At 65.9% G+C, this 18,034-nt stretch carries 17 protein-coding genes; 8 read left to right on the top strand and 9 right to left on the bottom strand.

Annotated elements, in window-relative coordinates:
* Positions 1 to 79 precede the first annotated feature (79 nt).
* The 3 genes from ccoN to ACAW63_RS13120 all read left to right on the top strand — a co-directional run bounded on the left by ccoN (position 80) and on the right by ACAW63_RS13120 (position 2,267).
* Positions 80 to 1,507, top strand: coding sequence for a cytochrome-c oxidase, cbb3-type subunit I (gene ccoN, locus ACAW63_RS13130; RefSeq protein WP_371234184.1), 1,428 nt, complete (start codon positions 80 to 82; stop codon positions 1,505 to 1,507).
* A 1-nt stretch (position 1,508) separates the two neighbouring features.
* Positions 1,509 to 1,739, top strand: a complete 231-nt coding sequence (locus ACAW63_RS13125) for a cbb3-type cytochrome c oxidase subunit 3 (RefSeq protein ID WP_371234181.1) — start codon at positions 1,509 to 1,511, stop codon at positions 1,737 to 1,739.
* Between the two features lie 261 nt (positions 1,740 to 2,000).
* Positions 2,001 to 2,267, top strand: coding sequence for a DUF2790 domain-containing protein (locus ACAW63_RS13120; RefSeq protein WP_371234179.1), 267 nt, complete (start codon positions 2,001 to 2,003; stop codon positions 2,265 to 2,267).
* A gap of 334 nt (positions 2,268 to 2,601) precedes the next feature.
* Here ACAW63_RS13120 and ACAW63_RS13115 read toward each other — a convergent pair whose 3' ends face one another.
* Positions 2,602 to 3,732, bottom strand: a complete 1,131-nt coding sequence (locus tag ACAW63_RS13115) for a GNAT family N-acetyltransferase (RefSeq protein WP_371234178.1) — start codon at positions 3,730 to 3,732, stop codon at positions 2,602 to 2,604.
* 212 nt (positions 3,733 to 3,944) lie between these two features.
* Between ACAW63_RS13115 and ACAW63_RS13110 the strand changes: the two genes are divergently transcribed.
* Positions 3,945 to 4,193, top strand: a complete 249-nt coding sequence (locus tag ACAW63_RS13110) for a hypothetical protein (RefSeq protein WP_275608054.1) — start codon at positions 3,945 to 3,947, stop codon at positions 4,191 to 4,193.
* Here the strand turns inward: ACAW63_RS13110 and ACAW63_RS13105 are convergent, their stop codons facing one another.
* Complete coding sequence (locus ACAW63_RS13105; protein ID WP_371234176.1) at positions 4,194 to 5,216, bottom strand: glycosyltransferase family 4 protein; 1,023 nt, start codon at positions 5,214 to 5,216, stop codon at positions 4,194 to 4,196. It lies immediately after the preceding gene.
* Complete coding sequence (locus ACAW63_RS13100) at positions 5,213 to 6,022, bottom strand: UDP-2,3-diacylglucosamine diphosphatase (protein WP_371234174.1); 810 nt, start codon at positions 6,020 to 6,022, stop codon at positions 5,213 to 5,215. Before ACAW63_RS13100 ends, ACAW63_RS13105 begins: the two co-directional genes overlap by 4 nt.
* A 141-nt stretch (positions 6,023 to 6,163) precedes the next feature.
* Between ACAW63_RS13100 and ACAW63_RS13095 the strand changes: the two genes are divergently transcribed.
* The 3 genes from ACAW63_RS13095 to ACAW63_RS13085 all read left to right on the top strand — a co-directional run bounded on the left by ACAW63_RS13095 (position 6,164) and on the right by ACAW63_RS13085 (position 8,299).
* Complete coding sequence (locus ACAW63_RS13095) at positions 6,164 to 6,928, top strand: AraC family transcriptional regulator (protein ID WP_371234173.1); 765 nt, start codon at positions 6,164 to 6,166, stop codon at positions 6,926 to 6,928.
* A gap of 75 nt (positions 6,929 to 7,003) precedes the next feature.
* Complete coding sequence (locus ACAW63_RS13090; protein ID WP_371234172.1) at positions 7,004 to 7,345, top strand: tRNA-binding protein; 342 nt, start codon at positions 7,004 to 7,006, stop codon at positions 7,343 to 7,345.
* Between the two features lie 87 nt (positions 7,346 to 7,432).
* Complete coding sequence (locus ACAW63_RS13085) at positions 7,433 to 8,299, top strand: DMT family transporter (RefSeq protein ID WP_371234169.1); 867 nt, start codon at positions 7,433 to 7,435, stop codon at positions 8,297 to 8,299.
* 280 nt (positions 8,300 to 8,579) lie between these two features.
* On the opposite strand, the gene rfaD is transcribed toward ACAW63_RS13085, so the two are convergent.
* Entirely contained in the window at positions 8,580 to 9,572 is a 993-nt protein-coding gene (gene rfaD, locus ACAW63_RS13080; protein WP_371234168.1) for an ADP-glyceromanno-heptose 6-epimerase, read from the bottom strand.
* A 110-nt stretch (positions 9,573 to 9,682) separates the two neighbouring features.
* Complete coding sequence (locus ACAW63_RS13075) at positions 9,683 to 9,967, bottom strand: SelT/SelW/SelH family protein (protein WP_371234167.1); 285 nt, start codon at positions 9,965 to 9,967, stop codon at positions 9,683 to 9,685.
* A 68-nt stretch (positions 9,968 to 10,035) separates the two neighbouring features.
* Between ACAW63_RS13075 and ACAW63_RS13070 the strand changes: the two genes are divergently transcribed.
* Complete coding sequence (locus ACAW63_RS13070; RefSeq protein WP_371234166.1) at positions 10,036 to 12,240, top strand: patatin-like phospholipase family protein; 2,205 nt, start codon at positions 10,036 to 10,038, stop codon at positions 12,238 to 12,240.
* A gap of 424 nt (positions 12,241 to 12,664) precedes the next feature.
* Here the strand turns inward: ACAW63_RS13070 and ACAW63_RS13065 are convergent, their stop codons facing one another.
* The 4 genes from ACAW63_RS13065 to ACAW63_RS13050 form a co-directional block, all read right to left on the bottom strand.
* On the bottom strand, positions 12,665 to 14,809 hold the full coding sequence (locus ACAW63_RS13065; RefSeq protein WP_371234165.1) for a FimV/HubP family polar landmark protein: 2,145 nt from the start codon (positions 14,807 to 14,809) through the stop codon (positions 12,665 to 12,667).
* A gap of 294 nt (positions 14,810 to 15,103) precedes the next feature.
* Positions 15,104 to 15,538 (bottom strand): transcriptional regulator SlyA, encoded by a 435-nt coding sequence (slyA, locus tag ACAW63_RS13060; RefSeq protein ID WP_275608063.1) that lies wholly within the window; start codon positions 15,536 to 15,538, stop codon positions 15,104 to 15,106.
* Between the two features lie 96 nt (positions 15,539 to 15,634).
* Positions 15,635 to 16,651 carry a DUF2804 domain-containing protein gene (locus ACAW63_RS13055; RefSeq protein WP_371234164.1) on the bottom strand — a complete coding sequence of 339 codons (1,017 nt, stop codon included), beginning with the start codon at positions 16,649 to 16,651 and terminating at the stop codon, positions 15,635 to 15,637.
* A gap of 97 nt (positions 16,652 to 16,748) precedes the next feature.
* Positions 16,749 to 17,912 (bottom strand): diguanylate cyclase domain-containing protein, encoded by a 1,164-nt coding sequence (locus tag ACAW63_RS13050; protein ID WP_371234163.1) that lies wholly within the window; start codon positions 17,910 to 17,912, stop codon positions 16,749 to 16,751.
* Positions 17,913 to 18,034 lie beyond the last annotated feature (122 nt).

Raw genomic sequence — 18,034 nt, 5'->3', positions numbered from 1 at the left:
TTAGATTGCCCGCACACCGGAGCTCGCCGCCGATCCACCTGCGCGCGCCCGGACGTTCTGACACAAGCGGGAATCCAGCATGAACACGATAAGCACGGAGCAGGCGTACAACTACAAGGTGGTCCGCCAGTTCGCCATCATGACGGTGGTCTGGGGCGTGGTCGGCATGGCCATGGGGGTACTGATCGCCTCCCAACTGGTCTGGCCGCAACTGAACCTTGACCTGCCATGGACCAGTTTCGGGCGCCTGCGCCCGCTGCACACCAGCCTGGTGATCTTTGCCTTCGGCGGCTGCGCGTTGTTCGCCACCAGCTACTACACGGTACAGCGCACCTGCCAGGCGCGGCTGTTCTCGGACAGCCTGGCAGCCTTCACCTTCTGGGGCTGGCAGGCGCTGATCGTGGTGATGCTGATCACCCTGCCGCTGGGCTACACCACCACCAAGGAATACGCCGAGATCGAATTCACCGGCGCGGTGTGGATGGCCATCGTCTGGGTCGCCTACGCGGTGGTGTTCTTCGGCACCCTGATGAAGCGCAAGACCCCGCACATCTATGTGGGCAACTGGTTCTTCGCCGCCTTCATCGTGGTCACCGCGATGCTGCACATCGTCAATCACCTGTCGATTCCGGTGAGCTGGTTCAAGTCCTACCCGGTGTACTCCGGCGCCACCGACGCCATGGTGCAGTGGTGGTACGGCCACAACGCGGTGGGCTTCTTCCTCACCACCGGCTTCCTCGGGATGATGTATTACTTCGTGCCCAAGCAGGCCGGGCGCCCGGTGTATTCGTACCGGCTGTCCATCGTGCACTTCTGGGCACTGATCACCCTGTACATCTGGGCCGGCCCGCACCACCTGCACTACACCGCCCTGCCCGACTGGGCGCAGTCGCTGGGCATGGTGATGTCGCTGATCCTCCTGGCGCCGAGCTGGGGCGGGATGATCAACGGCATGATGACGCTCTCGGGCGCCTGGCATAAGTTGCGCACCGACCCGATCCTGCGCTTCCTCGTCGTGTCCCTGGCCTTCTACGGCATGTCGACTTTCGAAGGCCCGATGATGGCCATCAAGACCGTCAACGCCCTGTCGCACTACACCGACTGGACCATCGGCCACGTCCATGCCGGCGCCCTGGGCTGGGTGGCGATGATCTCCATCGGCTCGCTCTACCATCTGATTCCCAAGGTCTTCGGCCGCGAGCAGATGCACAGCATCGGCCTGATCAACGCGCACTTCTGGCTGGCCACCATCGGCACGGTCCTCTACATCGCCTCGATGTGGGTCAACGGCATCACCCAGGGGCTGATGTGGCGCGCGGTCAATGCCGACGGCACCCTCACCTACTCCTTCGTGGAAGCCCTGCAGGCCAGCCATCCGGGCTTCGTGGTGCGCATGACCGGTGGCCTGATGTTCCTCAGCGGCATGCTGCTGATGGCCTGGAACACCTGGATGACCGTGCGCCGCGCGCAACCGCAGGCCATGCTGGCCGCCCAACGGATGGCCTGAGATGACGCTGTGGCTGGGGCTGGCCGGCCTGCTGGCGCTGTACTTCGGTGTCGGCTGGACCCTAGGGGCGCACCGCGAACGTGGCATCGAGGAGGCCAGCATGCTGCCCTTCGCCGATGACGACGAAGTGGCCCGACGCATGGAAAAAGCCACCGGGCGCAGCCGTACCGGCTGCGCCTGCCCTGGCCAATGCCGGGGCGACTGCGAACACTGGCGCGACTGGGCGCCCTAGCTCTACAGCTGAAAAGCGCAGCTGCGACAGAGCGCCGCATCACCTGCATCAATCTTCATTAGCAAGCACATCAATTTCTCGGCGGGCGACCGGGATGGAAATATCTGTCCCGTGCCCCGCCACCTGATGGACGCCTGCAGCATCGTCCCCTGTCCTGTCTGGCCCCCAGGACAGACATCATCGATGCCAGCGCTCCCCGGTGGGGCTTTCAAACCCATTGATCGAGCTCGCACACCGAGTTCGCCACCGAGGAATATCAGAATGAAGCTTGCCTCTGTCGTGTCGGCTGTCATCTCCAGCCTCGCCCCCCTGGCTTTTGCCCAGGACGCAATCAAGACCCCCGGCGCCGATCTGCCGGCCACCGAATACCACTACGGCATGGCCCTGGACGTGGACAAGGTGCTGCACCGCACCGACAACTCCGGCAAGGTCGGCATCGTTCCGGCATACATGGTCTACCAGGATCACCAGGGCGAAACCCACAAGGTTCGCTTCCTCGAATGGGGCGGCAGCACCAGCCAGGGCTGAGCCTTACCGAACATCGCCCTCCGGCCGTCTTGGCCAAACCCCGCGAGCCTGTGGTGGCGGTCGGGGGGCGATCCTGATGACAGTGGCGCCGTCAGCCCCTGGGAGCGGACCTTGTCCGCGAAATCCAGAGCGGAGAAATCCGCCCCTACAGGAAAACCTCCGAGCACGGCGCCGCCTGTAGGAGCGAGCTTGCTCGCGAAGCGCCTGGCACCGGCATATCAGGAACGTAGGGCGGATCGCCGTTTGACCTTGATCTCAGGGCACTCCGAACTCAGCCCCGGAGCCGATGGCAAACAATGGTGTAACCGCGCACAACCGCGAACGGTTGTATGCCCTACGGGCCATCCTGCCGATACGGCAACGCCGCCCGCGCTTCTTCCGCGTACGCCAGGATCCCCACCCGCTCCTGCTCCAGGAACTCCGCCACCGCCTCCCGCAACCCCGGATGACCAAGGCGATGCCAGGAGCGTGTGATCACCGGCTCGAAGCCGCGAATCAACTTGTGCTCGCCCTGCGCCCCGGCATCGAAGCGTTGCAGGCCGTGGCCGATGGCGTAGTCGAGGCCCTGGTAGAAGCAGGTCTCGAAATGCAGCCGGTCGAACTCCGCCAGGCAGCCCCAATAACGGCCGTACAGGGTATCGCCACCGACCAGGCTGAAGGCCATGGCTACCGGGCGGCCACCACGATGGGCGAACACCACGCGAATGGCCTCCGGCATGCGCTCGCCAAGCAGGCTGAAGAAGGCCCGCGTCAGGTAGGGCGCCTGCCCGCGCACCTCGTAGGTGCTGCTGTAGCAGGCATAGACGAAGTCCCAGTGCGCCTCGGACAGCTCATGGCCGGCCATCCACACGAAATCGATGCCCAGCCCCGCGACCTGCTCGCGCTCCTTGCGCACCTGCTTGCGCTTGCGCGAACTCAAGGCGTCGAGGAAGTCCTGGAAGTCGCGGTAGCCCCGGTTGCGCCAGTGGTACTGGCAACCCAGGCGCTCCAGCCAGCCATCGGCGCCAGCGAGCAGCGCATCGGCGGCGCCATCGGTGAAGTTCACGTGCACGCCGGAACAGTGCGCCTCATCCACCTCCCCCGCCAGTACGCCAACCAGGCTCAGGGCCGCCTCGGGCGCGCCCAGCAGACGTGCGCCTCCCACCGGCGTAAAGGGAATGCCCACCAGCAGCTTGGGGTAATAGCGAATGCCCGCACGCTGGCAGGCATCGGCCCAGCTCCAGTCGAATACGTATTCGCCGTAGGAATGGCTCTTCAGGTAGGCCGGTGCGGCAGCGAGCAGGCGGTCATCGTCGCCGAACAGGACGCGATGCGCGGGCGTCCAGCCGGTACGACCGCCGACGCTGCCGCTTTCCTCCAGGGCGCTGAGAAAGGCGTGACGCAGGAACGGCTGGTCGTCCGGCAGCAGGGCATCCCACTGACGGGCATCCACATCGGCGAGGCGGGCAAGGGTCTGGATTGGCATGCCCGACAGTCTGGCGCGCGGCGCCCGGGAAGGGAAGATTCGCGCAGGAAAAGCCAGCGGCGATGACATTCACGTTCGTCGGTATCCGGCAAACGGGCTTTACGGCTGGTCTATGGTGGGGATTGACAAGGTTTGCCGGCAACCCTGTCGGCTCGTTCCGCCCCGCCAGGTGCCCGGCCCGGGCCACTGGCGACTCGACCGGAGGACGTCCCATGAGCCTGATGCAGTGCGAATACCGCAAGTACACCATCACCGCCGATGTCGTCGAACATCCCGGCATGCCCACGCCCTGGGCCGGCGGTTGCCACATCACCAGCCCCGACGGCAAGACCACCAAGCGCAAGACCCTGCCGCTGGAGTTCGCCTACATGGCGGACCTGGAGAAAGCCCAGCACGCGTCCATCGCCCACGGTAAATGGCTGGTGGACCAGAGCCTGGACCACGACCGTCCGCTGTTCTGATCAGCAGGCCGGCGCTTCGCTGACCGGCAACTCCGTCAGACGTACCTGCAGGGAAAGGAATTCCTGCGCCGACGACCGCCAGGATTGACCACGCGCCCACTGCGCACAGACCTGGCGGTCCAGTTCCAGCGCCCGCAGACAGGCGCTGCGCAGGTCGTCGTCCAGCGCACCGGTCACGCCCTCCTCCAGCACATCCAGCGGTCCCGCCACCGGGAAGGCCGCTACCGGCGTGCCGCAGGCCAGCGCCTCGTACATCACCAGCCCCAGGGTGTCGGTCCGCGAGGGGAAGACCAGCACACTGGCGCCGCGATAGGCCGCTGCCAGCTCCTCGCCGTGGCGATAGCCGAGGAATTCGGCCTGTGGATAACGCGCCTGCAGCTCCGCCCGCTGCGGGCCGTCCCCCACGACGCGCTTGCGGCCGGGCAGGTCGAGCTCCAGGAAGGCTTCGAGATTCTTCTCCCGTGCCAGGCGCCCCACAGACAGGAACACCGGCTCCGCCGCCGGCGCTCCTTCGCCCGGCTGGAAACGCCGCAGGTCGACCCCCTTGCGCCACAACGCCAGGCGCTCCAGGCCCCGCTCGGCAAAGGCCTCGCGCATCCGCCCGCTGCTCACCAGCACGGCCTGGCTCGGCGCATGGAAGCGGCGCAGGAAGGCATAGCCCCAGGAAAGCGGCAACCAGGGCCAGCGAGTGTTCACGTATTCGGGAAAGCGCGTATGGATGGCGCTGCTGAACCTCAGGCCCCGGCGCATCAGCCAGCGCCGGGCGGCCCAGCCCAGCGGCCCTTCCGTGGCGAGATGGACGCAGTCGGGGGCGAATTCGGCGATCTTCTCGCCGACCTTCCACAGGTCCCAGGCCAGCGGAATCTCCGGATAGCTCGGGCAGGGTCGGTGCCGGAAATCCAGCGGGGTGATCAGCCCGACAGCGTGACCGGCCCCTTCCAGCTCCGCCACCAGCGCCTTGAGGCTGGTGACCACGCCGTTGACCTGCGGTAGCCAGGCATCGGTGACGATCAGCAGCCTCATGCCGCCGTCTCGACCGCCGCCAGCTCAGTGACCTGCGCCTGTTCCTCGGCCAGCCGGTAGAGCTGGATGCTGCCGTCCCAGTGTTCGATCAGCGCGCTACAGGATTCCACCCAATCGCCGCAGTTGAGGTATTCCACCTCACCGATCTGGCGGATCTCCGCGTGGTGGATGTGCCCGCAGACCACGCCATTGAGGCCGCGCTTGTGTACCTCGTGGGCGATGGCTTCCTCGAAGTCGCTGATGAAGTTCACCGCCGTCTTCACCTTGTGCTTGAGGTACGCCGACAGCGACCAGTAGCCATAGCCGTAGCGGCTGCGCCAATGGTTCAGCCAGCGGTTCAGCGTCAGGGTGAACTCGTAGGCCCAGTCGCCGAGGAACGCCAGCCACCTGTGGTAGCGTGTGATCACGTCGAACTGGTCGCCGTGGATCACCAACAGCTGGCGGCCGTCGGCGGTGGTGTGGACTATCTCGTCCACCAGGCGGATGTTGCCCAGCAGCAGCGAGGAATAGCGCCGCAGGAATTCGTCGTGGTTGCCGGTGACGTAGATCACCTCGGTGCCACGCTTGCTCATGGTCAGCAGGCGACGGATCACGTTGGTGTGCGCCTGCGGCCAGTACATGCCGCCGCGCAGTTTCCAGCCATCGATGATGTCGCCGACCAGGTAGATGCGGTCGGCGTGGTAGCGCTTGAGGAAGGCGGCCAGATGCTCGGCCTGGCAATCGCGGGTGCCGAGGTGGACATCGGATATCCACAGGGTCCGTACCCGTTGTTTCTTCGTCGGCGTCATGCGTTGCGCGCTGCTCATCGTCGGCAACCTCCAGTGGGGTTTGTCCAATTTTCGGCGCGGGCGGTGAAGTGCACATGACCGACTGGCGACAGTCCCGTTACAGCCCGCGCCGCGCTAGACTGACGGCCTGCCCGACAGCGTCCCGGATGAGCAGCCCCGATGAGCCAGATCCTCTCCCTGCGCCACTACAGCCACGACCACCTCGCCCACAGCCACAGCCATGCGCAGCTGGTGCTGGGACTGTCCGGCAGCCTGGACTTCGAGGTGGGCGGGCGCGGCAGCCTGGTGACCCGGCAGTGCTTCGCGGTGGTCCCGCGCGAAACCCACCACGCCTGCGCCAGCCCCGACGGCAGCCGCTGCCTGGTGGTCGACCTGGACGACGAAGACGACCTGCTCGCGGGCCTCGGCCAGCACGCCGACGCCGGCCGCCGCCTGCTGGAAACCCCCGGCCAGCGGCTGCTCAACAACGACCAGGCGCAACTGGTGCACTGGCTGGCCAGCAGCTCGCTGCACGACCCGGTTCTGGCGCGTCAGGGCGCGATCCTGCTGCTGGCCAGCCTCGCCGCCGGCCAGCAGCGCATCGAGGAACCGGCGCAACTGCCGCTGGCGAGCCTCGACAGTTACATCGACCGCCACGCCGCGCACCCGCTGCAGGTCGCCGACCTGGCGCGCCTCGCCGGCCTTTCCGCCGCGCGCTTCCACGCCCGCTTCCTCACCGAGACCGGGCTGACGCCCATGGACTACGTGCGCCAGCGCCGCCTGCAACAGGCCCGCGACCTGCTGCGCAGCACGCACCTGCCGGTAGGCGAGATTGCCGCGCAGGTCGGCTACGCCTCGCAGAGCGCCTTTACCGCCGCACTGGTGCGCCAGTTCGGCACCACAGCGCGCCAGCTGCGTCAGGAGGCGCGCGACAATTCCCGCTAGCCGTGCGACAGACAGCCGCGCGCCCACAGCCTAGACTGCCGGCCATTGAACAGGCGACTACACAAGGAAACAGCGATGTCGGCAGACACCATCGAGTGGCAGGACTTCGAACGCGTCGAACTGCGCGTGGGCACCATCGTCCAGGCCGAACCCAACGCGAAGGCGCGCAAGCCCGCCTACATCCTCCAGGTGGACCTCGGCCCGCTGGGGCTAAAGACCTCCAGCGCGCAGATCACCGCGCACTACGCCAGCGAAGACCTTATCGGCCGCCAGGTGCTCTGCGTCTGCAACTTCGCGCCCAAGTCCATCGCCGGGGTGCGCTCGGAAGTGCTGGTCACCGGCGTCTACGACAGCGACGACAGGGTGGTGCTGGCCGGTTTCGACAAGCCGCTGCCCAATGGCGCACGGCTGGCCTGACTTGAGTTTCACCGCAAGCCGGCTGCGCCGGCGCGCATTCTTCCTTTCCATCAAGGTCCCGCCACGGCAGTCGGCGGGTTCGCAGGCATGATTTCCGTTTCCCGACTCACTCCCCGCGGCGCCCTGCTCGGCCTGCATATCGGCGCCCTGATGTTCGGCCTGTCCGGCATCTTCGGCAAACTCATCCTCGCCGGTCCCCTGGTCATCGTCTTCGGTCGCGCGCTGTTCGGCTCGCTGTCGCTGGCGGCGGTGTTCGCCCGGCACCTGCGCGAGCAGAAGAGACCCACGCTGAAACAGGTGGCCATGCTGGTGGGCGGTGGCGTGCTGCTGTGCACCCACTGGCTGACCTTCTTCCTCGCGGTGAAGGTCGGCAACGTCGCCGTCGCCACCCTCGGCTTCGCCAGTTTCCCCGCCTTCACCGTGCTGCTGGAAGGACTGCTGTTCCGCGAGCGCATCCGCAAGGGTGAATACGGGGTCGTGGCGCTGGTGTGCATCGGCCTGGTGATGGTCACCCCGACCCTGGACCTGCGTGACGGCGCCACCGCCGGCCTGCTCTGGGGCACCCTCTCCGGCCTGCTGTTCGCGTTGCTGTCACTGGCCAACCGGGTGAGCGTGCGCGGCATCGACCCGATCCAGGCGGCGCTGTGCCAGAACCTGACCATCATCGCCTGCCTGCTGCCGCTGGTGTTCGTCGAACTGCCGTCGGTGCGTGGCATGGACTGGTTGTGGCTGGTTGCGCTGGGTGTGCTCTGCACCGGCGTGGCCCACAGCCTGTTCGTCGCCAGCCTGCGACTGATCAAGGCGCGCACTGCGGCGGTGATCTTCGCCCTGGAGCCGGTCTACGGTATCGCCTTCGCCACCGTGCTGTTCGGCGAAGCGCCGAGCCTGCGCATGCTGGTCGGCGGCGCGTTGATCATCTTCGCCACCTTCCTGAGCGCCCGAGGGTCGCACTAGCCGCCACCTGCTCCCCGCGTTCGCGGGAACCCGATAAAAAAGGCCGCTTCGCAGCATGCGGATTGCGAACCCTTGCCCCGGGGAGGGATTGCCAAGGAATCCTCGCATGACAGCCTGCGAAGCGGCCTGTCCGGTGACGGCTCTCATGTTCCAGAGCCTCGCTTGACGCGGTATCGGGCGGACCGATGTCCGCCGCACTGAGTGCAATGATCGCGTGTTCCCCCGTCCTTGAGTGTCAGCACTGGGTAAAGACTGGGTAAAACCGGCAATACCTGCCGTCTCAGGCTTGCTCCAGCAGCCAGCGGCAATACCGCTCCACGCCCTCCTCCACGCCCAGCATCGGCTCGCGATAACCCGCCTCGCGAAGGAAATCGATATCGGCGCAGGTGTAGCACTGGTACTTGCCACGCAGCTCATCCGGAAACGCGATGTATTCCAGCAGCCCGGCGCGAATCGCCGCATCCAGGGTCAGCGGCTGCAGGTCCTCTTGTGCGCGCAGGGTGTTGATCACCGCCAGCGCCACGTCGTTGAACGGCTGCGCACGGCCACTGCCCAGGTTGAAAATGCCGCTGCGCTCGGGGTGTTCGAGGAAGAACAGGTTGACCCTGGCCACGTCCTCCACCGAGACGAAGTCGCGCAGGTGACCGCCCGCCGGATAGTCGCCGTATTCGCCGAACAGCTTCACCTTGCCGGTCTCGCGGAACTGGTTGAAGCAGTGGAAGGCCACCGAGGCCATGCGTCCCTTGTGCTGCTCGCGCGGGCCGTAGACGTTGAAATAGCGGAAGCCCGCCACCTGGCTGCGCGCGGCGGGCAACGCCTTGCGCACGCGCTGGTCGAAGAGGAACTTCGAATAGCCGTAGACGTTCAACGGGCGCTCGCACGAGCGCATCTCGCGGAATTCATGCCCGCCGCCGTACACCGCCGCCGACGAGGCGTAGAGGAACGGCACGCCCAGCGACAGGCTGGCGTCCAGCAGATCGCAACTGTAGCGGTAGTTGTTGTCCATCATGTAGCGCCCGTCGCGCTCCATGGTGCTGGAGCAGGCGCCCTGGTGCAGCAGCGCACGCACCACGCCGAAGTCGCCCCGGGCATAGCGCTCGATGAAGTCGCGCTTGTCCAGGTAATCGCTGATGTCACAGTCGGCGAGGTTGGCGAACTTGTCGCCATCGGTCAGATCGTCGACCGCGATGATGTCGGCCTCGCCGCGCGCGTTCAGCGCCTTGACGAGGTTGCTGCCAATGAAACCGGCGGCACCCGTGACGATGATGCTCATGTCAGGCATCCCCTGCGGAGAATGGATGCCCTCAGACTACGAGTGGTACGAGCGTACCCCGTTGACATGCAGCAAGGAAGTTAGCCTGCTATCGAAATGATCTTCTCGATTCAAGGCCGGTCGTTGTGCCCCAGGTCGCGTTGCGGATCGACGCGGTCACGCACGCGCTGCTTGAGCACCTTGGCCTCGGGGAAACCGCCGTCGGCCTTGCGCTCCCAGATCTGCTCGCCATCGCAACTGATATGGAATACACCGCCGGTGCCGGGCACCAGGCTGACCTTGCCCAGGTCGTCGCCGAAGGTGCTCAGCAGTTCCTGCGCGAGCCACGCGGCGCGCAGCAGCCACTGGCACTGGGTGCAATAGGTGATGACGATTTCGGCTTTGGCTTCGGACATGAATCAGACCCTGCTGTAGGACGCGCACCTATAATACCGGCCCATACGCCTATCCGGATGTTTCTGTCATGCGCCGCCTGCTGTTCGCCCTGCTCCTGCTCCTGCCCCTCGGCGCCCTGGCAGCCAACCCGCCGCCGAAGATCGGGCTGGTGCTCTCCGGCGGCGCGGCCCGGGGCCTGGCGCACATCGGTGTGCTCAAGGCGCTGGACGAACAGGGCATCCACGTCGACGCCATCGCCGGCACCAGCATGGGCGCGGTGATCGGTGGGCTCTATGCGGCGGGCTACACGCCCAAGGAACTGGAGACGCTGGCCCTGGGCCTGGACTGGCAACAGGCCCTGTCCGACTCCCCGCCACGGGTCGACATGCCCTTCCGGCGCAAGCAGGACGACCGCGACTTCCTGGTGAAGCAGAAACTCAGCTTCCGCGACGACGGCACCCTCGGCCTGCCGCTGGGTGCGATCCAGGGCCAGAACCTGTCGATGCTGCTGGAAAGCCTGCTGGTGCACACCAGCGACACCCGCGACTTCGACAAGCTGGCCATCCCCTTCCGCGCGGTGGCCACCGACATCGCCACCGGCGAGAAGGTCGTGTTCGACAAGGGCCACCTGCCCCAGGCAATCCGCGCCAGCATGTCGATTCCGGCGGTGTTCGCGCCGGTGGACGTCAACGGCAGGCTGCTGGTGGATGGCGGCATGGTCGACAACATCCCGGTGGACGTGGCGCGGAAGATGGGCGTCGACGTGGTCATCGTGGTCGATATCGGCAATCCGCTGCTGGACCGCAAGCAACTGACCACGGTGGTGGACATGCTCAACCAGTCCGTCACCCTGATGACCCGCAAGAACTCCGAGGCGCAGCTGGCCACCCTGACCGCCAGCGACGTGCTGATCCAGCCGCCGCTCAGCGGCTACAGCTCCGCCGATTTCGGCAAGGTGCCGCAACTGATCGACGCCGGCTACCGCGCCACCACCATCCTCGCGCCGCGCCTGGCCAGCCTGCGCCAGAACGAGGACGAACACGCCCTGGCGCTGAACCAGGCACGCACGCCGGGCGAGCGCCAGCCGGTGATCAACCGCATCGAGGTGGAGAACAACTCCAAGGTGAGCGACGACGTCATCCGCCACTACATCCGCCAGCCGCTGGGCGAACGCCTGGACCTCGAACGCCTGCAGCGCGACATGAGCACCCTCTACGGCCTGGACTACTTCGACCAGGTGCAATACCGCGTGGTGCACCACAAGGCGGGCAAAGATGGCAAGGACGGCAACGCCCTGGTGATCCACGCCTACGGCAAGCGCGGCGGCACCGACTACCTGCGCCTGGGACTGAACCTCTCCGACGACCTGCGCGGCGACAGCACCTTCAACGTTGGCGCCAGCTATCGCATGAATGGCATCAACCGCCTCGGCGCGGAATGGCTGACCCGCCTGCAGATCGGCGACCACCAGGAACTCTACAGCGAGTTCTACCAGCCGCTGGACGTCGGCTCGCGCTACTTCGTCGCGCCATTCCTGTTCAACGAGGCGCAGAACGTCGAGGCGACCGACGACAACGACCCCATCGCCGAGTACCGGCTGGAGCGCTACGGCTACGGCCTCAACCTCGGCCGGCAGATCGCCAACAATGGCGAGATCCGTTTCGGCGTGGCCCAGGCCTATGGCAAGGCCGACGTGCGCGTGGGCGAGCAGGACCTGCCCAACTACCACTTCAACGAAGGCTACGCCGAACTCAAGTACTCCTTCGACACCATGGACAACGTCGACTTTCCCCGCGAGGGCGAAAACATCCAGACCGCCTTCCGCGAGCACACCCCCTCGCTGGGCGACGACGACCGCTACCGGCAGTGGGATATCCGCCTGGACAAGGCCCTGAGCAGCGGTCCGGACACCTTCGTGCTGGGCGGCGGCTATGGTCGCACCATCGATGACGCCAACGTGGTGGTGTCGAGCTTCCTGCTCGGCGGCGCTCGCCAGCTCTCCGGCTACCGCCAGGATGCCCTGGCCGGGCAGAACTACAGCCTGGGCCGGGTCATCTACTACCGGCGCATGACCGAGCGCTCCTTCCTGCCGCTGGACTTCCCCTTCTACCTCGGCGGCAGCCTGGAACGTGGCCGGGTGTGGAACAACGACAACAGCTACGACACCGGCTACATCAACGCCGGCAGCATCCTGATGGGCTTCGAAACGCCGCTGGGGCCGCTGTCCTTCAGCTACGGCCTGAACAACGCCAGCGAGCACGCGGTGTACGTCAACCTGGGGCGGAATTTCTAAGGTCACGCCCCTGGGTCGCCCGCCCCGACAAGGACGGGCCCACTGCGCGGCACGCCGGCAACTCCCATCAGGGACAGGCGGCGGGCGACATCGCATACGTCAACACTGCTCTCGTAGGAGCGGACCTTGTCCGCGAATGGTTAGCCTCGCAGAAGAGCATCGCGGAGAAGCTCCGCTCCTACGAGATCAAGAGCCCCTCACCCTAACCCTCTCCCGCCAGCGGGAGAGGGGACCGTTCGGTGCAGGATGAAACGTTAGCGTCAGCCGGCACGATCTGCCCCCCTATCCCTGAGGGAGAGGGCTGGGGTGAGGGGAAGTACCGGCACCGATTGTCCAGCAGAAAACAGTTGCTCCTACGAAAAAACAAATCAACGCCCATGAAAAAGCCCGGCACCAGGCCGGGCTTTTTCATTCACCGTGCGAATCAGGCGATCAGCGCCAGCAGTTCGCGAGCCTCGGCCTTGGCCTTGGAGTCGCCGTTCTCGATCACCTGCTTGAGGATGCGATAGGCCTCTTCCAGGTTGCCCCGGTCGATGCAGGCACGGGCTTCGTCGAGGCTGGCCAGCAGTTCGTCATGCTCGTGCACCTCGGTCTCCGGCAACTCGAACACCAGGTCGGTCTCCGTGACCTGGCCGAACATGCTGGCGTGCTCACCATCCAGGTCCAGCTCGGTGATCTCCGGCAACTCGCGAAGATTGCTGCGGAAATCGGCGGGAACGGGCTGCTCGGCGGTCGGCGCATTCTTGCTGCGCTGCGGCGCCTCGAAGGGATCGAGGGAGTCCCAGTCCAGATCCAGCGACATGTCGCTCAGATTCAGTGCGAAGTCCGGGTCCGCCTCGCCAGCGCTGGCATGTGCGGTGGGTGCGGGCGTCTCGTCCAGCGACAGGTCATCCCAGTCGGTCAGGGTTTCGCCAGACGGAACGACAGGCACCTCCTCCGCACGCTCAAGCATCGCGGGGTAGCGCGACTTGATCTGGTCGATCTGCTTCTGGTCCCCGCCGCGTGCCAACAACTCGCGCTCCTGCTCGTGGAAGCCGGCCACATCGCCCAGTTCGGCGAGCACCAGCAGCAGCTTCATGCGCAGTTCGCGGCGTTCGGGCTCCTGGGTCACAGCCTTGCGCAGCATGTCACGCGCCTGGTTGAAACGGCCGTAGGCGATGTAAATGTCCGCCCCTTCCAGGCTATCCGCACTGGCCGCCGGCAGGCGTGCCACACCGGCATCGGGAGCGACAACCGGCTGCGGGCGCTGGGCCGGAGCGGGCGCAGCCGGCACGACCGCGGCAGCCAGGGGCTTGGCCGGCGGGATAGGTTTGGGTTGCACCGATTGGACACGGGCGTCCTTGACCGGCTGCTCCTCGCGCTTGCGGCGCATCAGCAGCAGCCCCGCCAGCAACGCACCAAGCGCACCCACGCCCAGCCACGGCCAGAGGTTGAACGAGGTACCCAAGGCATCGCTTGCGGGCGTCGCCGGAGCTGCAACGACCGGTGCCGACTGCTCGGCCTTGGGTGCTGCCGGAGTCGCCTGCATGGCGGGTCCATCGCGGCGGGCCAGCTCGGCCTGCAGGTTCTGTACCTGCTGGTCGCGGCTTTCCAGGGCCTTCTGCAGCGCTTCGAGCTGCTTCTGCATGGCATCCATGCGCTGGTTCAACTGGTCGCGCTGGGCATTGCTCAGGGCGAGATCGGCTTCCACCTTGGCCAGGTTGCCTTCTACCGCCGGTGCGGCGGGCGCAACGGCGGCGGGCGCGTCAGCGGCCGGCGTGGCTTCCGGCTCGACCTGTACGGGCTGCACGGTGGCATTGGCCGCGGGCGCCGCGGCAGCGGGCTGCGACGCGGGAGCGTTGGTGTGCCCGGCGTACTGCTGACCCTGCGGCAGGATCAGCGTCTGTCCGACCTTCAGGCGATGCGGGTCGCCATTGACGAAGGCCTGGGGATTGAGCGCCAGCAGGCTGTCCATCAGTTGACTGTGCGAGGCGCCGGTGCCGCTCAGGCGCGAGGCGATCCGCCACAGCGTGTCGTTGCGCACTGTGGTGTAGCGCCCTTCACCCGCGGGGATGGGGGGTGCCGCAGGGGCACTGCGAACCGGTGCGGCGCGCTGGCTATAGGGTTCAGGGGCCGTGCGTTCGGGCCGGGGAATACTGGCGGCGACGGAGGTCCGCGCGCTGCTGTTGTAGCTCGGCGGGTCGAGCAGCACGGTGTACTCGCGCAGCATGCGCCCGTTGGGCCGCTCCACTTCCACCAGGAAATTGAGGTACGGCTCGTGCACCGGCTGGGTGGACACCACCTTGATGTAACTGCGCCCGCCACGGATCACCGGCGTGAAGCGCAGGTTCTGCAGGAACATGAAGCGATCGACGCCAGCCTGCTCGAAAGCGGCCGGGCTCGCCAGGCGAGCGATCAGTTCATCGGAGGTCATGTCGCCCGTCTGCAGCAGGGCGATCTCGGCATCCAGAGGCTGGTTCAGCGACGAGTGCAGGGTGATCTCACCCAGGCCAAGGGCATTGGCATGAGCGGAAACAAACACCGAAAGCGCAGCGAGCGTCAGCGGAATTCTATTTGTTATACGAGCCATAACCCCATCCCATTGTTCGGGTCTGCTAGCCGTTCCCTGACCACCCGAAAGCGGCAGGCTTTACCTGTCCACACACTCGAACCACCTGGCCGGACAACAGACCCACGCGCCCTACCACTGCACCTGAAAGGTACAGGCCGATTGATATCAGGGATTAGGTGCTGCAACGGGTTTGGTCAAGACAAATCGTCGAAAAACCGGCGAATGGTCTAGGCAAACGAGTGATGGACTGGCGGCCTCGCGAAAAACCGCCAGAAAAATGGCTATCTTACCGAATTTACCGTGATGAGTTGCTCAGTTTTTCTCCAGATTGCCAAGAATCCGGCTGAGGACTCGTTGGCAGAGGGCGATCTCGTCCTCGGTGATGCCGTTGAGCACCTCATTGCGCACTGCAGCGGCAATGCTCTCAATATCGGCGATCAGGACGTCAGCCTTGGGGGTCAGGGCAATGCGCTTGGCGCGGCGGTCCTCGGCCACGGCCTGGCGACGAACCAATCCCTGGGCTTCGAGGCCGTCGAGCAGACGGGCCAGGGTTGGGCCTTCGACGCCGACCGATTGCGCGAGCTCGCGCTGGGTGGGTGCGGCGGAGTGGCGTGCCAGGTGCAGCAGCACCAGCCAGCGTGCCTGGGACAGCCCCAGGTGGCTGAGGCGGCGATCGAGTTCAGCCCGCCATGCACGCGAGGCCTGGGCCAGTTGGGTACCGAAGTAGTGCTTATCGTTGTCTGCCATTGTGTCGCAAAGTTCGCGCTAATTGATTTGACTAATTATTAGCCAGCTAATCAAGCCCGTACAATGACAGATTGTCGCAGGGCGTGACGAAACGCCTCACCACTTGGCGTACTGGTCCTCGACGAAACCCCACAGGTTGTCGATGCGCACCTCGGCCTGCCCCGCCGGTCGCAGCACGCCACTGAAGCGGCCGAAGATCTGCTTGAAGTTGCTGGCCAGCACGCCGAGGTTGAGTCGCTCCTGGTGCAGCCCATGGGCTTCGAAGCGCAGCTCGACCTGGCCGTCGTAGGAACGAATGGCCCAGGGTTGCAGCGGATGGTCGCGGTCGAACTCGAAGCGGACGCTGTCCACCTTCACCAGCTTGCCGTCCAGCCAGTAGCAGTTCTCGGTGAAGCTGGTTTCGTTGACCCCGCACGACAGGTTGAGCCCGACCCGCCGGCCCTGTGCCTCGCCGGACAGGCAGGCCCAGTTCCAGAAGGTCTCGCGGCGCATGTAGCCGGCGGACCAGTCGTGATGCGCGTAGGCGTCCAGCGCGCGCAGGTCGTAGTTGCCCAGGGCGCTGCGCACCTCGCCGTGGCAGTGCACGCCGGCCACCTTGCGCGTGTAGACCCAGCCGTTCACCGCCGTCGGGGTGCAGATGCTCATGGGCTCGAAAGCGGGCTGCTCCTCGCTGAAGCGCGCGTCGATGCGGGTGCCGTCGTCCAGCTCGACCAGCAGGCGCTTCTCGAAGGGCGCGGAGCTGTTCTCCAGACGCAACAGGTTGCGCCCCTGGCGCAGTTCGCAGACGCCGTCGTTGGGGTTCTGCGTGAAGTTCGAGCCCATGCCCAGCGGGCACTTGAACTGGCGCTCGATCATCCGCCCGCTTTCCGGATGGAAGAGGTAGACGAAGCCGACAGTGAGCAGGCTGACGTCGGCCAGCGCGCAGCCGCCGATCAGGGTCGGGCTGATCAGGCCGAAATACTGGAACTGGTGGAAGCTGCGCCACTTGCTGAGCGCGCCGAGCCGGCGGCCCATGGGTGAGCGGAAGTCGAAGTCGCGGTAGTTGATCGTCGCCGGGGTGGTGGGAAAGATGCCGTAGTGCGGTTGGCCGTTGGACTGGATCAGCTGCTGCATGGGCGCGGGCTCGGTGGCGGGGTCCGGCGAATGCTAGCACCGGGCCTGCGAGCGCCGCAGTCACGCACGGCGCCAGTGCGGGGGACGGAATAGGCCATTACGCCACGACCTGGTTACGCCCGAACGCCTTCGCCTCGTACAGCGCCCGATCGGCATGCTCATAGATGCTGCGCAGCGGATGCCCGGTCTCCGGCCACAGGCAGGATACGCCAATGGACAACGTCACCTCGTCCGCCGTCAGCGAGCCTTCGTGGGCGATGCCCAGCCCCTGCACTGATTCGCGCAACACCTCGGCGCGCTCCCTGGCCTCGCGCTCGCTGGCGCCGTAGAGCAGCACGGCGAACTCCTCGCCGCCCAGGCGCACCGCCATGTCCAGCGGGCGCCGGGCGCAGGCCGCAAGCACCTCGCCGATGCGCTGTAGCACGGTATCGCCGGCCTGGTGGCCATAGCGGTCGTTGTAGGCCTTGAAATGGTCGACGTCGCAGAGCAGCAGCGCCAGCCCCACGCTCTCGCGCTGCGCCTGCCGCCACAGGCGTTCCAGCTGGCGATTGAAGCTGCGCCGGTTGTGCAGCCCGGTGAGACTGTCGTGCTCGGCCATCACCCGCAGCAGGCGGCTGATCAGGAAGTGCTGGCGGGACTTGTATTCAAGGAGGTAGCAACCCACGGCACCGACCAGGTTGCCGAACAGCAGGAACACCACGTTGCTGACCAGCTTGGGCAACGGGAGCCCGACATACAGCTCGCCCCCCACGTACGCCAGCAGGATGACGAAGGCGCAGGCCACCGCCTCGGCAAAGCGCAGGCCGATCAGGAAATAGGCGGCCATGCTGACCAGCAACAGCCCCTCGTAGGGATAGGTCGGGTCGACCGAGTGGGCGATGGCGACCACCGCGGCGGCACCGACGCCGATGCTGAGGATGCAGGCCAGGCTCAGCGGCACCAGCAATTGCCTATGGCGACGCTGCAGGATCAGTGCGCCACAGACCACCAGCAGGATCAGCACGCCGACACGCACGGCGAGCATCTGCCAGTGCACTGGATCGCTGATGAGCAGAAAGTCGATGACCGCCAGCGCCAGCCAGATCAGCAGACCGATGGTCAGTGCGGTGCGTTTGAGATCGAAGCTGTCTTCCCGCAGATAGTGGCGGTATTGGGCTTCGAGGTCGGGCTCGAAGCGCAAGCGGCGAAAACCCTGGGAGAGCTGCTCGGCGTAGGCATTGGAATGGACGTCGTCCAGCCAGCTTTGTTGTGGCACGTTCACCTCTTCTCGTGGAGGTCTAAGTGCCACCATAGCCGTTCGAGATGAGCGTCACAAGTTTGTCGTTTCAACCCGCCATGAAACTGGCGGAGCAGCTACGCACCGGCCTGGCGCCAGGCCAAGGC

Origin of the sequence: Pseudomonas sp. QE6, from assembly GCF_041379005.1 — a bacterium.
GTDB lineage: Bacteria > Pseudomonadota > Gammaproteobacteria > Pseudomonadales > Pseudomonadaceae > Pseudomonas.
Note: the sequence above shows the minus strand (reverse complement) of the source record. Positions and strands in the feature narration are given on the sequence as shown.